The 15,424-nt window shown below is 67.0% G+C and carries 7 protein-coding genes; 5 read left to right on the top strand and 2 right to left on the bottom strand.

Features of this window, described 5'->3' with window-relative positions; all coding sequences use genetic code 11:
- Nucleotides 1–149: 149 nt before the first annotated feature.
- Nucleotides 150–1,181, bottom strand: a complete 1,032-nt coding sequence (locus tag ABD285_RS12890; RefSeq protein WP_284255188.1) for a GmrSD restriction endonuclease domain-containing protein — start codon at nt 1,179–1,181, stop codon at nt 150–152.
- Nucleotides 1,182–1,356: 175 nt separating this feature from the next.
- On the opposite strand from ABD285_RS12890, the gene ABD285_RS12885 reads away from it, so the two are divergent.
- Genes ABD285_RS12885 through ABD285_RS12865 form a run of 5 tightly spaced genes read left to right on the top strand, consistent with a single transcriptional unit; the run spans nt 1,357 to nt 13,314 of the window.
- Entirely contained in the window at nt 1,357–3,543 is a 2,187-nt protein-coding gene (locus tag ABD285_RS12885) for a vWA domain-containing protein (RefSeq protein ID WP_344202893.1), read from the top strand.
- A 30-nt stretch (nt 3,544–3,573) separates the two neighbouring features.
- Nucleotides 3,574–7,026, top strand: a complete 3,453-nt coding sequence (locus ABD285_RS12880) for a tubulin-like doman-containing protein (protein ID WP_284255193.1) — start codon at nt 3,574–3,576, stop codon at nt 7,024–7,026.
- A gap of 17 nt (nt 7,027–7,043) precedes the next feature.
- The gene (locus ABD285_RS12875) at nt 7,044–9,131 is read left to right on the top strand and encodes a hypothetical protein (protein WP_344202891.1); all 2,088 of its coding nucleotides are present in this window, start codon (nt 7,044–7,046) and stop codon (nt 9,129–9,131) included.
- Nucleotides 9,128–12,481 carry a hypothetical protein gene (locus ABD285_RS12870; protein WP_344202889.1) on the top strand — a complete coding sequence of 1,118 codons (3,354 nt, stop codon included), beginning with the start codon at nt 9,128–9,130 and terminating at the stop codon, nt 12,479–12,481. Before ABD285_RS12875 ends, ABD285_RS12870 begins: the two co-directional genes overlap by 4 nt.
- Entirely contained in the window at nt 12,478–13,314 is an 837-nt protein-coding gene (locus ABD285_RS12865; RefSeq protein ID WP_284255198.1) for a hypothetical protein, read from the top strand. Before ABD285_RS12870 ends, ABD285_RS12865 begins: the two co-directional genes overlap by 4 nt.
- 53 nt (nt 13,315–13,367) lie before the next feature.
- Here ABD285_RS12865 and ABD285_RS12860 read toward each other — a convergent pair.
- Nucleotides 13,368–15,424: transglycosylase domain-containing protein (locus ABD285_RS12860; protein WP_344202887.1), on the bottom strand; the 2,057-nt coding region annotated here is incomplete at its 5' end.

The raw sequence follows: 15,424 nt of genomic DNA, 5'->3' as shown, positions 1-15,424 counted from the left end.
TGATCTGGCGGGTTGCCTCGGCCAACTCGCGACCCGTCACCGAGCGCATCGTGGCGTTGCGGCAATCACCGCGAGGGCCAACACGGCGTCAGTCGTTCTATGACGCTCCTCGCGCGTCGTGGCAACGAGCGCTCCAATGGGAACCGCGCCTACCCCTCGCAGGCGATCCCGTCGTCGTCGCGATCGAGCTCGGCGCGATATCCGGGCGCACCTCGCGCAATCCGGCTGACGCCCGCTGCGTAGGCGGCGGAGCAGTTGTCGTAGTAGGGAGCCGTTCCGGTGCCGCCGCCGACGAGTCCCCGCACGTTGGTCGGCGATGCGGTCGGGGTGGGCGTCCTCGAGGTGACCGACGTGCCCAGCGACGAGCGGTACGCAGGCTGGTCGGGGCACGACCGGAGCACGGCGGCCAGGGCGTTGTGCTCAGCCCTGGTCACCCATAGGCCATACGCGTATTTCACGCTGATCTGCCGCGCCGCGTACTCGCAGTGGATCGCCGCGAACGGCGGCAGCCAGGAGGCGGCGTCGGCGGCGCTCTTCTGCTGGTTGGTGCGGTCGCTCACCGCGAGAAGGTTGGTCGGGTCGTTCGCCAAGCGCTGGCGCTGGTCCTGGCTGAGCTCCTGCGCACCGGTCGTCCAGGCGTCCAGCAGTGCCACCATGTGGTCGATCTGCACGAACGCTGACGTGTCATTGCCGCGGGTGAACGTCATCGGCTTGCCCGTGTACGGGTCGATGAACGCACCCGACATCACCTTGCACGCGTTCAGCACGATGTCCTTCAGGTCGCGCTTCAGGATGTCGTCGCGGGTGTCGCATCCGTTGCCGTCGACATCCATCCAGGCCTCGCCGAACTTCTGGGTGCGCTGGTAGCCGGCGCCGGAGTCGAGGCTGCGCACCGGCAGAAGGGCGAGCACCTGGACGGCGGTCTTGCCCAAACGAGGCGGCTCGACGATGGAGAGACCGGATGGCGTGGGCGCGGGGGATGGCGAGGAATCGGTTGGGTCGGTGCCTGAGCCGGAGGTGCCCGGAGCTGCCGGAACCTGGGCGCCAGGGCTGCCGACCGCGGAGGCGCTGGGCTGCGCCGTACTGACGCAGACCCAGATAAGCAGGGCCGCGATGACGGCGGCGAACACGCCGAACCAGCCGCGCGCGGAGAGGGTCCAGAGCCCGCCTCCCCGGTTCATCGTCGCCTCCGCTCCGCTTGCTTCGTTTCATGGCAAAGGTATAGCGTCTCGCCAGCCCGTGTTTCCCGAGTAGCGCTCGTCGCTACGACATGGGCGCATACACCGAGTGGTGGAACCCGTGAGTGGAGTGCCCGCCGTCGGCGCCCGCTTGATACGGGCCGTCGGCGTTGTTGTGGTGGCGTTCGGACTGATCGCCTCCAGCGTCGCGGTGCCCGCCAATGCGACCGCGTTGTCTCCGCATCCGGCTCTCGGGGCGGCGGGATCGGTCGCGAACAAGGCGGCGAAGATCTGCTCGAGCGTCCCCGCGACGGTGTCCAAGTCGCACGAGATCGACGTCGTGCTCGACGACTCCGGATCGATGTTCATCGCACCGAGCCCGCAGCGGTGGTCGTACGTCAAATACGCGCTCATGGTGTTCGCCGCGATGCTCGGCCCCACCGACGAGATGAAGGTGTTGCTTCTGTCGCAGAAGGGCGCCGTCGCCAAGACGATCCAGGGCACCAAGTCGGGGCCGAGCCAGGCGAACGTCGACGCGATCAATGCGATCCAGATGCACGGCGGCGGGACGCCGTGGGATGCCGTGCCGGCGGCTCGCGACGACCTCGCCCGGAGCAAGGCCCAGAGTCGCTGGCTCGTGCTGCTCTCGGACGGGGCCTTCGACCATCACACGGCGACCAGCGGAGAATTCTCGAATTGGTCGAAGTCGCTCGGCACGGCAGGCCACACCTTCGACGTCGGGTATCTCGGGGCCGGAGCCGGGGCGCCGACGCTCGCCTCGGCACCGGGGTTCCACCCGGCGAAGGCGTCGGACAACATCAGCGAGATCCTCGGCAAGACCGCAGACCTCGCGAACCAGATCTTCGGTCGCGCCCAGCTCAAACCGATGGGCGGAAGCGGCACGACGATCGATCCGGACATCGAACTCGAGACCGTGCTGGTGCTCGCGCAGGGGAATGCCAAGATTGGCACTCCGGAAAGCGGCAAGGACCAGGATCAGCCACTCGATCTGCTCGCCGAGCCCGTGACGATCCCGCAGCCGTCCAACCCCCCGGTGAGCGCCGACAACGCGACCGTCACTGCGAAGCCGGCCGCCGGCCTGACGGGTCAGGTCGCGACCGTCGGGAAGGTTCCCGCCGATCAGACGTACTTCGACGTCGGCGGCGCCTCGCAGACGACGTTCTACTACATACCCCGCGTGCAGTTTGGCGTCAGCTGGATCGACCCGTCGACCAATAAGCCGATCCCGAAGGGCAAGGCCATCGTCGCGGGCAAGTACAAGATCGAGTACGGCTTCATGGACGCCGACTGCAACATCATTCCCGAGGAGCACACCGATCTCCTGGGCCGTCATGCGGTTCACGCCAGCATGAGCGAGGACGGCGACGTGATTCAGCCCACGCTCGACAGCGGAGCGGAGTACGAACTCTCGGCGGGTGACACGACGGTCACCGTCGACGGAACGTACCTCGGCGACGTTGCCGCCCACGCGGAGATCAAGCAGCACATCTACCCGGCGCCGGAGCAAGGCACCATCGCGATCGACGCCCGCAAGCTGACGGTCAGTTCCCTCGGGTCGGGTGCCAAGATCACCGCCACCTATTCGCATGCGGGAGGCAAGGCGGTCACGCCGCAGGAATGGGCCGCGATCGACCCGAAGTCCTTCCAGGTGCACGCGACCCCCGCGGCCGGCATCCGGTGGACCGTCAAGAAGGGCGCGACCCCCGGAGCGCTGACCCTCACGCCGGTCCCGTCGAATGGCGACACGTACTCGGTGAACACCTCACAGCCCGTGCATCTGAGCCTCGTCGCCGACTACACGTACGACGAAGGTGTCAAGCGGGCCACCGGAACGGCCGACGTGCGGCTGGTCGACGATCTCTCGCTCTGGGACCGGATGCTGCACTGGCTTTCCCAGGACGGCTGGAAGTGGATCCTCATCGGGCTCGGCCTGATCATCCTGGCCGGCTACATCTTCAAGAAGCGCTTCTCGCGCCGGTTCAAGTCGTCTCCGCACATCAACGCGCGCCCGAGAACGTTCGGGATGCCGTCCGGCCAGAGCCGCGGAGAGTTCAAGAAGAGCCTCGGTCATCGGCTGCTGCCGTTTGTCGCCGATCGCGCGACGTTCCGCTACGCGCCGGGAACCGCCGGATTCCCTCGGCTCAAGCTCAAGGCCGTCGGCCGGGGCGCCGGGGAGGTCACCAACTGGAAGGCTCTGGCGAGTGCCCACCGCCCCGAGAAATCCGTCGAGGTCAACGGCACGCGCTTCGACAAGGACATGACCCGTTCGCCGCGCCTCGGCGCAGGCAGCCTCATCACCGCACAGACCACGGACATGAAGTACGAATGCGCGCCGAACGCGTGATGCGCGAGGCCCAATGAAAGAGGAACCAAGATGCCCATCGCTCCCACGCTGATCCTCGGTCTCGGCGGTACCGGATCCAAGATCGTCGCCAGGGTCGCCGACAAGGTCCGGGAATCCGCGTCTCCGCAGGAGAGCCGGATCGCCTACGTCGTGTTCGACACCGACATCAACGAGCTCCGGGAGATCAAGGACAAGAACCCGGGCGTCTTCACGGTGCAGACCTCGACGGTGAACACCGTCGGCGACTACCTCACCGTCAACACCAACGCTCGTGACAACTGGTTCCCCGTGAATGAGATGCTCAACCGGAAGACGCTCACCGAGGGCGCGGCCCAGGTTCGCGCGATCTCGCGCCTGGCGTTCGACACGACGTTGAAGAGCGGCAAACTCGCGCCGCTGCGCGACGCCATCGACACCCTGTTCCGCGTCGACAAGGACAACCAGGAGCAGGCCCTTCGCGTGATCATCACGTCGTCGCTGGCAGGCGGGACCGGCTCCGGGCTCATCCTCTCGGTCGCGATGTACCTGTCGAGCTACCTCAAGGCGAAGTTCCCGCACCTGCGTGCCATCACCCGCGGCTTCTTCCTCCAGCCCGACGTGTTCTACGACGTCATCCCGGGTGCCGAGGAGCAGCAGAACCTCAAGGTGAACGCCTACGCGACGATCCGCGAGCTCGACGCCTTCCTCATGAAGGGCGACAACACGCTGCCGCCGCAGTATCGCGGCCTCAAGTTCGAGTTCCCCACCATCGGCGGCGACGGCGTTGAGCCGATCAACGCCATGCCTTATGACTTCTGCTTCCTGTTCGACGCACAGGGCACGAGCGGCAGCCTCACCTCGTTCGGCGACCTGCTCGACCACGCCGCGACCTGCATCTACACGCAGTCGATCGGCCCGATGTCGAAGCGTTCGAACTCCTCCGAAGACAACACCCTGCGCGAGGTGATCAAGAACAACGGCCGGAACCGCTACGCGGGCGCCGGCGCCTCCCGGCTCGTCTACCCTGCGCGTCACGTCGAGAAGTACTTCGCGTACACCTGGCTGCGTACCGCGGTCAGCCGCGACTGGCTCAAGTTCGATGAGGCATTCCAGGGCCAGCTCGCCGGCGTGCGCGATCAGCAGGACAAGGGCTTCAGCGTTGCGGATCTGAAGCTGGAGAAGGTCTTCCCGCAGACGGTCGACACCAAGGCCGACGGCGAGAAGGACCCGTTCGCGCGGTCGATCAAGGATCAGGCCGTCCTCAAGGACCCAGAGGGCGTCACCGAGATCGGCAAGAAGTGGTTCATGTACCTCAGCGGGCTCATGGGCTACCTCGAGACACGGTCGAAGAACGACGCCGACGATCAGCTGAAGGCGCAGCTCTCGGCCAACATCGCCGAGCTCGGCGCGGATGCCGCCGAGTACTACGAGCGCTATCTCGACCTGAAGAAGTACCACGACCTCGTGGAGCGGCACGCCCAGGAGAACGCGGGTATCACGGCGTACTCGCTATTCGGAACCGACACCCGCGGCGCCAACGTTGGTCAGCCGTTCGCGCTGGAGACCTACCTGAAGAACCAGCGCGGCGACGGCTTCATCCACCCCGTCTCCGCCCGTTACTTCCTCTACAACCTCCTCGACCTGCTCGAGAAGCAGAAGGCCACGGTCGACATCGAGCTCAACGAGCTGCACGGCTATTTCCGCGACTTCGAGAAGCAGGCCTTCGACGATCCGTCGACCGACGAGATCGAAGGACCGGAGTCGCTGCTCGCGCGGCAGCGAGGGTTCGTCTCGCGGGTGACCAACCGGCAGGACGGATGGCAGCGGGATCTCACCGACAAGTTCGCCACCTACCTCAAGAAGGTCGGCGATCTCGGAAACGCCGAAGTGCTCTCCGAGGTGCTGCGGGATGCCATCGGCTACATCAAGGGCCTCTCCGACGCGTTCGAGAAACTGTTCGACAACCTGCGACAGAATCTCGACCGGCTCGGCAGCGACATCGATCGGCTCCACACCGCCTACGACAACACGAAGGGCTCGACGACGCGCTTCGTGTACGCGGATTCGAAGAGCCTCGACCACATCGGCAAGTCGGTGCTGTACAAGGGCGGTAGTGCGAACGCCGACGCGGACCTGTCGCAGGCGATCTTCAGCAAGGTGCGCGAGTACGCGGCGATCACGGACGAGAAGGACGAGAACTTCTTCCAGGACCTGTACACGGGCACGATCGTTCAGCACTTCGTGAAGAAGTTCCGGGAGCAGGGCGCCGCGACCCTGGACATCGACATCATCGAGGCGCTCGACCGGGAGTACCGAGCCCACACCCGGAACGTGGAGGAGGACAACATCCGCCACTACGTCATCCGGGAGATCAACGCCGTGAAGGCGCTCGCGGCGCCGTTCATCGAGTCGCCGCTCGGCGAGGACCGGCACCCGATCTTCGCGTGCGCATTCAATCCGGCGATCAAGCTCGACGCCGGCTCGAAGCGCGAGGCGCTCATCAACGAGCACCTGTCCAACTACGGCGGCCAGCCGGACGATGAGATCTCGAAGCAGGAGATCCTCTTCTACAACGCGATCTACGGCATCCGGGCCCGTGATCTCTCCAAGTTCTCGCCTGCGCGCGTCAATCAGACGGAGAATCTCGCGGCCGGCGAGTACTTCACGGCGTACTTCCGGCTGGTCAGTCAGATCCGCCCGTCCGTCGACGAGACGAAGGTGATCACGCCGCACATCGATCGCCGCTGGCACACGATCGCCGCCATGCCGGACCTCGACGAGGGGAGCCAGGCGCGGCAGCTCACCGAGATCCACCGTGCTCTGCTCAAGGGCCTGGTGCACGGCCACATCATCCGGGAGAAGTCCGTCGGCAGCGGGACGATCTACCGCTACAAGCCGCTGACCGGTCCGGAGCAGGACTTCATCGTCTCGAACGGAACGCCCTGCGACCAGTTCTACGAGGTCGTCGATGCGCTCACCATCGATCCGGTCGCCGTCACCCGGCTGACGGAGGCGGTGGACCGCATGCTCGAGGCCACGCTGGCAGTGACGTCGGCGGTGGACTACGCCAGCAGCCCGTTCGGGCAGGACCTCGCGGCGGGCGTCGATCTGACCGAGCTGCGGCAGATCGTCCCGTCGTTCCCGGATGCTCCCGTCACGATCTTCGACATCGCCGCCTTCTGGGCCGTCTCGGTGCCGAAAGACGACTTCCAGGAGGAGTACCTCGCAGCGATGAGTCGGAACTTCCTGCTCCTTATCCAGGAGGAGGTGTTCCGGCTCGAGGACGGCGACCAGCGGTACGCGGTGCTCGAGACGGTCCTGCGGCAGCAGCTCGAGCAGTTCACTTCGCACATGGCGGCGTTCACCGAGAAGGGCGGAAGCTACTTCAACCGCAAGCTGCGCATCATCATCGGTGCGCTGGGCGACCTGCTGATCGACCTGCCGCTACCGGAGCTGCGCTCCGACGTGAGGGCCATCGACAAGCAACTGCTCGCCGCGGACTGACGGGGCGCCGCCGCACCGTGTTCACCGTCATCCTGCTCCGGGGAGGGGCCAAACGGATCTTCGCGCAGGCGAAGACTCTGTTCGAGCCGTTCGAAGAGGAGCGACTGCTCGCGTTCGCCGACTGGAACGAGTCGCCGCGTGCGCGCGCCGTCGATGACGTCCTCCCCGGAATCCGCCGCATCATCAAGGGCCGGAGAGAGTGGCGGGTCGTCGTCGTCGAGAGCCCGGAAGAGGACGGCGTCGAGGCGGCCCAGCCGGACAACCCGTTCGACTACCTCGACAACGAGCTGAGGCCGGTGCGTCTGTCGCTCCAGGAATCACCCCACCGGCTCGTCCGCCTTGCGCACATGCTGCTCGGATATCCGCCCATGGGCGCGAAGGACTTCGAGGCCGTCTACTCGTACAAGGACCCGGATGCGCCGACCGGCGCCCGCATCGAGCGCCGTGCCAGTGACTTCGCCGGGCCGGGTGAGCCGCCCCCGGCGCCCTCCGAGGTCCGCACGATGCTTGCCGGCGTGCATGACCTGAAGATCCACTACCGGGAGGTCGAATACTCGCCGGATGAGCGGGCGCAGCACGAGGAACTCAAGGCGGCGTACGACTTCCGCGGCAACCGGCCCGCCGAGGTGATCTTCGTCTCGACCCGCCGGCCGCCGGAGGGTGATCCTCACGCGCAGCTCCGCGCGGCGTGGTCGACGGACCTCGGTCAGGTGCCGTCGCAGTTCGTGGCGCGGAACGACTATCCGTCGGGCACGCGCTTTGCGGTCTACGACCTCGTCGACGAGGAGCATTCCGACTACGAGCAGAGCCTCATGCGCTTCTGGCTCTCGGTGCTCAGCGTGTCGGTCAACGACCTGCCGCCGAGCGCCTTCCAGGCCGACCACGTCTACCGGCTCGACATCGAGGTCGACCGAGACGCTCTGATCACGACGATCAACGAGCACCTCAGCCGACTCGGCAGCGTGCGCGATCGCATCGATGGCCTCTTCAGGAGGCCGGGGCGGCGTCCGAGCACCGACATCGCGACCCTCCTCGTCGAGCAGGAGATCCCGGTCGAGTTCGACTCGCTGGGGGAGTCGACCGCCGCCCCCGTGGACGGCTACTCACTGGCTACCGATGTGCCCTTCAGCGAGTCCTCGCGTTGGTGGGCGGATTACACCCAGGTCGTGAGCCGAACCGAGATTCTGCTGCGCAAGCCGCGCCGCGTGCTCGGTGCCGCCGTGTACGACGCTCGACTCAAGGCGCAGGTCGTCCCCGCGAACGGGGTCGAGCTCACCCGCTACGAGCGGGAAGACCTGGAGGACGACCTCTCCCGACGCGTCACCGCTCTGGCCTCGCCCGCGACCGCGGACCTGCTCGACCAGAAGGCCGTGCGACGGATGATGGAGCGGCACCATCGCACGATCCTCCGCACGATCGGCAACCGCCTTCACGCCAAGACCATCGGCGTCGCGGTCGGCGTCGTCCTCGCCGCCTGGGTGATCGGCCTGCTGCCGTACCTCATCGGCACGGCCACGAGCCGTACCTCCGCCGCGCTGCGCGATGCTGCCCTCGTCGCCCTGTTCAGTCTCGTTGTCCTGCTCGCCGGAGGCGTCGGCGCCCTCGTCGTGCAGCGCGCCCGGCTGGTCGCGCAGATCCGGGACCTCAACCGGGATCTCAAGGGCGTGCGTACGCAGGTGCACGGCGGCGCGGCGATCTTCGGCCGATATCTCACCGACCTCTCCACCTACATGCGCGCGCGTGCCCTCCTGATCGGCTCCGCCGTCAGAGAGCATCAGGAGCGTGCCCGGCTGCAGGACCTCGAGCAACTCAAGCTGCGGATCAATCGCGCGATGGAGTTCGAGCGCGGCCTGATCACCTCCCTCGGGGCGACCCCCGTCGTGCAGAAGGTGGACGGCGACCTCAGCACCTTCGATCTCGGAAATCGGTACAGGATGCGCCGCCTCCTGCAGCTGCCCCTGCCGGCAGGAATCACCGTGCCGTTCAACACCTCAGGCGAGCTGGTCAGGGCCCCGTATGACTTCATCGCGCGCGTTGTCGTCAAACGCGTGCCGCTGTTCGAGCGCGCCGATCCCGACGAGTCGACGAACGAGGTCACCGAGTGACGCTCATCCTGTTCCTCGAGCACTTGTTCGCCTCGCTGCCGCTCCTGGTCGCCCTGCTCGCGCTGAGGGCAGGCAACCAGGCGAAGGCCGCGAGGGTTCGGCAGTTCCCGATGCCCGCGGTCGCCGTCGTCTACGCGGTGATCGCGATGATCGTCCTCTATCGCGCCAACGACTGGCTCGACGGATGGCTCGCGTGGCTGATGCGGCTGATCCCAGGCATCCGCGACTGGTACTCGTCGGTGTGGCTGTACTTCCTCGAGAACCTGCTCGTGATCCTGGTGTTCCTCGTGCTGAAGCTCGGGCTCAAGCCCGTCATCGCCCGAGTGCTCCGCGACCCCGGATTCCTGGGTCGCCGCGTGGTCGAGGGCGTCTACGCCTGGGACGCCGACTACGACCTGTGGTTCGTCCGGTCGTCCGCCGCGAACCTGCGAGGCCTCTACCGGGGTTTTCTCGCCGGGGCCATCGTCGTCACCGTCGCCTATACGGCTCTCATCACGACGTTTCCGACGTGGCCCGGTTCGCGAGCCATCGCGTACCCGGCGGTCGTGACGCTTGTGATCGCGGAGCTCGTCTGGTTCCTTTCCGGAGTGACGAAGGACGAATACGTCACCGACATCCTGGGTGAGGAGGACCACGCCACTCGAGTCGGAAACTATGGACAGCTGCGCCGTGTCCTCGACGCCGCGTTCGGCGACCGGGTTCTTGCCGAGGAGCTGAGCCTGTCGACCCTGGATGCGACCCGTTCGCGTTCGAGGATCGACCGCCTCCTCGACGAGCCGGCCGGCGAAATGGAAATGCTCGCGGGCGCCTACTTCCAGCGGCTCAGGGCGAACGGCCAGGAGCTCGACGTGAACCTCCTGGATGCCTCGATCGCCCTGCTGCGTAAACGCAGCGTCGTCATCGCGAACCCGTTCCACGGTGACCTGACCGCATACCTGACATTCCCGGCGCACTATCACCTGCTGCAGCATCGCAAGGTCCTGATCGTCGCCGGGCGCGAGGCGGCGACCGATGACTATCGCGATTGGATTGCGTCGGGGCTCGAATCGATCACCGGCATCACCGACCTGTGGGCGGTCGAGGTGCTCGGCGGCACCCCGCGGGACGACCTCGACGTCGGTGTGCTTCGCTTCGCGGACCTGCACAATGTCGAGCTGCTGAAGGCTCACGACGGCTTCCTCGGGCAGGTCGAGTACGTCATCCTTGCCGAGCCGTCGCGGCTGCTCGCCACGGGACAGCTCGGCCTCGGACTCGTGCTGCAACGCGTCGGTCGGCGCGGCGACGTGGTCTTCGCGGCATTCGATCGGAATCATGACGGTCTCGTCGACGCGTTGAGCCACCTTCTCCGGGTCGAACTCGCCGACGTGGTCGCGTCGGCTCTGCCGACCGGTGCGACGAGTGAAATGGTCTGGCAGGCCGACGGCCCGAGCATGCACACAGCGATCCTCCCCGCCATCACCCGATACCTGGGGGTCGGGACGGAGATCGCCGCGGTCGCGCTCAAGTACCAGGTCGAGCGGGTGGCGTGGGTCGGCGCGGACCGCTTCCCCGTCCGGGACATGATGTGGCTCGCCGGCCAGTACTACGCCACCATCAACGCCTTCGCCGAGCTGGACCTGACCCAGGCGGCGCTCGAAGAGGCGATCATCCCGGTGGCGAGCCCCTGGAGCGTCGAGCGGGCCGACCGGCAGTTCCTCGTGGTCGAAGACGACATCAACAACGTCTTCGAGTCGCTGCGGCTCTACGGCACACGCGCCCGCACCGAGGGGTTCGTCAACCTCGTCTCCGGCGACTACCTGCTGCGCGACTACATGGTCGCCAACCGTGAGATCTTCGCTGCAGACCCGAAGGCGATCCCGTCGATCGTCCCCGACTTTGCGCGCACGGAGCGCAACGGCATCCTGCGGCTCCTGCTCGCGATGCTCGTGTTCGACGTCGACGAGTCTGAGCTCGCGAAGCAGTTGCAGATCCTCGGTGTGATCGTCTCGGGCCAAGAGGAGGGAGACGACGCGAAGGTCGATCCCACGAATGACCAGCAGTCGCCCGTCGACCTCTTCAGAACCCTCGTCGCCAAGCACACAGGGGTCGACGACATCCGGATTCTCTCCGAACGGGAGGCGGTCGACGACGATCGGGTCATCACTCGATTCCGGGTGGAGCCGTCGTCGGAGTTGGACGGCATCCTGCAGCACCTTCGCGCCGCGTACTTCTTCGTCGAGGACGAGCGGGAGAACTCGTCGTACATCGGGGCGCTGCTCTATGGGCACGTCCATCAGGCGATGCTGCCCGGGCAGTTCCTCACGCACGGTGGCAAGTACTACGAGGTCCAGTCCATCGGCAACGCGGGTCATCGAGACGGTGTCGTCCTCCGTCGTGCGGCGGACCACATCCGGGACCGCCGGGTGTACAAGCAGATCCGCACCTTCACGCTCGGCGACTTCGAGGTCAATCCGATCGCCGGATCGCGTCTGACGGTCGACCGGGTGGAGGAGCGCCCGCACGCCGAGGGGCAGCTGCACACCAGCCGCGTGGAGTTGATCCGCTCATTCGCGACGATCACGGTGGCGACGACTGGCTATCTCGAGATGCCGAGCAGGTCGGCGCTCGCGGATGCGCATCGGATCGGCGTCGATGACGTGCCGATTCGGGAGTACCACCACAAGGAGGTGCTCGAGGTTCGCCTGCCGGATATCGACCCGACGACCCGGCGAACGATCGTCACGGTGCTGAATGAGATCTTCGTGTCGGTCTTCCCGAACGCCCACGAGTACGTCACCGCGCTGACCCCGGACCCGGAGGACGAGAGCGGAGACCTGCTCGACGACGTCGTGGTCGACGGGCGGTCGGATTCGATCTTCATCGTCGAGGACAGCCTCGTCGACCTCGGCCTCGTCGTCGCCGTCGAACGGAATTGGCGTCGGCTGCTCGAGATCGTGACGGACTATCTACTGTGGCGAGACACTCCGGTGCCGCCCGAGCCCGAGCCGTCGGGCGACGCCGAGCCGGTGCTTCCCCGAGTGGATCGGCCGGCGCCACCGAGTCGGCGGCGGGGGCGGTTCCTCCGGGCGCTCCTGTGGCCGTTCACCGCGCTCGGGCGGCTGCTGCGTCGGCTGTTCGGCGGTCGGGGCGCGGAGGGGTCGATCGGCGAGCCGGAACCCGTGGACCAGGAGCCTGTGCCGGGGCCGGAGCTTGTGGACCACGAGCCTGTGCCGGAACCTGTGCCGGAGCCTGTGGCGAGCCCCGAGCCGGTGGCCGAGGCGGCGGCACCCGACGATGCGCCCGTCGTTCGTCGGACGAGGAGGGCGCGCCCGCCTGCATCGGCCGCCCCGAGTGAAGGATCCGACGCATGACCGTGAAAATCGATCCGAAGCGTTATCTGGAGTACGGCGGCATTGAGCCGGCCCGCTCTCTCGATGGCACCGCCGCTCTCGCCTACCTGCAGCCGAAGGGGTTCGGCGAAAACTACCTCGAACAGTCCCGAGCCGCTGTCAAGCGCCGTGCCGGCGAAGAACTCGCCTTCGAGCCCGGCACGGCGAACTACTGCGACTTCTGCGCACGGCCCCTGATGGGCGGAGAATACGACCTTTTACAGGACGGTCGCGAGCGCTGCATCTCTTGCTCCCGCACGGTCGTCACGACGAATGAGGGCTTCGTCGCGATCTATCAGGAAGTCCGGCGCAACCTCGAGATCGTCTTCGACATCCATTTCAGTGTCGGGATCACGGTGCGCATGGAAAACGCGAAGGCCATCGCTCGCGGAACCAACGAGACGTACCAGCCGACGCCGGGGTTCGATGCGCGGGTGCTCGGCTTCGCCTCCCAGACCACCGGTGGATACGAGCTGCACATCGAGAACGGATCGCCGAAGCTGCCCAGCATTCAGACGATCGCGCATGAACTCACGCACATCTGGCAGTACCGCAACTGGAACGAGCAGGCGATCGAGGCGAAGTACGGCCCAGGCAATCACGGCCTCATTTACGAAGGCATGGCGTCCTGGGCGATGGTGCAGTATTCGTACGCGACGAATGAGGTCGACTTCGCAAGGCGGGAGGCCGCGTACACGCGATCGCGTGATGACGAGTACGGTGCGGGGTTCCGCTTCTTCGAGGAACGCTATCCGCTCCGTGTTGACGGAGGCGTCTTGCGGGATACGCCGTTCAAGCATGCGCTCCCGCTGTGAACGACACGGGGCTCGTACGGTGAGGTAGCGGAAACAAGCTGCTTCCGTCGGTCCTAGCCGCCTCCGCCGTCCGGCGGGGGAGGCGGGGTCGGGTCGCCGGTCGGTCCGCCGCCGCCACCGCCCGGTCCGCCACCGCCCGGTCCGCCGCCGCCACCACCGGGTCCGCCGCCACCTCCGTGGCCGCCGCCACCGCCGGGCGTGCCGCCGCCTCCGCCCGGAGCAGGGGTGCCCCCGCCGTCGCTGGGCGGCGCGGTGCGATGGCCGAGCAGGTCCGGCGCCGGCGGCGGGAAGCTGCCGCCGCTGAAGCCCGGTTGCGCGTCGATCGCCTGCGCGATCGCCTTGAAGATGTTGTTGCGCAGGCTGGCCGCCTGGATGCCTCCGACCCAGATCTTGCGCAGCTGCTGTTCGGCAGCCGGGTCGCCCGGGGGGCCGATGATGTTGCCGACCCAGAGCGCTGTCGAGGCGAAGCGGGAGGAGCCGACCGTCCAGGTCTGGTGCGAGAAGTCGGTGGTTCCGGTCTTGCCCATGTAGGTCGTGCCGTCCTTGGGGTTCGCCAGGATCGCGGTGCCCCGGCCGACGAAGACCTGCTGCATCGCGTACACCGCGGTGTTCACGACGTCGGGGGTCAGAAGCGGCGACGGCGCGCACGCCCCGTCCTGGCCGGCGAGCACGTTGCCCTCGGCATCCACCACCTTGTCGACGATGATCGGCTCGCAGAAGGTGCCGCCGTCGGCCAGGGCCGCGTAGGCGGCGGCCTGGGTGATCGGGGCGATGGTCTGGCAGGCGCCGATGACGCAGCTCGGGAGGGTCCCCAGCGGGTCCGGGTGGTCGGGTGTGTCGCTCGAGTTGTGCACGCCCAGCGACTTCGCGATCGCCACCGTCTTGCACTGGTCGACCTTCTCGCCCATCTGCATGAAGATCGTGTTCACCGACCGGGCCGTGCCCTGGGTGACGGTCATCGGGCCGACCTCGTTGGCCTCGTCGTTGGTGACCTTGTACACCGGGCCGCCGTTCGGGGCGCAGGATGCCGGGTACTTGCTCGGCTGGAACTGCGTGACGCTCGCGTTGAACGTCTCGCCGAGGGTGTGCCCGGCGGCGAGGAAGGACAGCAGCGTGTACGGCTTGTAGCTCGAACCGGGCTGGTAGCCACTGCCGCCGCCGTGCGCGGCGTCCTCCGCGAGGTTGATGGCGGTCGTGGTCTGCGTGCGCGACCGGTCGTAGGGGCTCAGCTTCGGGTCGGTCGGCAGGTTGCTGAAGTCCTTGTTCTGCACCTCCATGAGGATGCGGCCGGTGCCCGGCTGCACGGTGGCCGCGGCCGCGCCGAGCGCGAAGCGGGTCTCGTTCGCGGGCGCGAAGTGCTTGATCGCCGCGTTGCCGGCATCCTGCATCGCCGGCTGCACCGAGACGTAGATCTTGTAGCCGCCCTGCTTCAGGCCCTGCACCGCGGTCTCGGGGGTGTCGCCGATGGAGGGCACCTCGCCGAGCCTGATCGTGCGATCCGCGAGATCGCAGATGAACTGGTAGCCGGGCGTCGCATAGAGGCATCCCCGCTTCGGCGCCGAGAGCTTGACGTACTTGGCGTCGACCTTCTGCGCCTTCGCCTCGAGGTACCGCGCGTGCGTGATGTAGCCGGCCGCCTCCATGAACCCGAGGATCACGTTGCGCCGCGCCTGGTTGTCGGCGTAGTTGTGCGGGTCGCCGAGGCTGTTCTTGCTCGGGTTCTGCACGATCGCGATGAGGCTCGCCGCCTGCGCGATCGTCACCTTGTCGGCGGTGGTGCTGAAGTACTGCTCGGCGGCGGCCTCGACGCCGTAGGTGTTGCCGCCCATCCCGACGATGTTGAGGTAGGCGTCGAGGATCTGGGGCTTGCTGTACTTCTTCTCCAGGCCGATGGCGAACTTCATCTCCTCGACCTTGCGGCCGAGATCCGGATAGACGGCGGCCCGGATGTCGGCGCGGCGCTGGTCGTCGCTGACCCCGACCTCGTTCGCCGCGGCCTGGAAGCGGAGCTGCCGCACCAGCTGCATCGTGATCGTCGACGCGCCGCTCGTGGAGGTGTGCGCCAGCTGGCCGATGGCCGCGCGCACCACCGACTGCAGGTCGACGCCGC

This window comes from Pseudolysinimonas kribbensis (assembly GCF_039531715.1).
Taxonomy (GTDB): Bacteria; Actinomycetota; Actinomycetes; order Actinomycetales; family Microbacteriaceae; genus Pseudolysinimonas; species Pseudolysinimonas kribbensis.
This window is presented reverse-complemented; position numbering and strand designations above follow the sequence as displayed.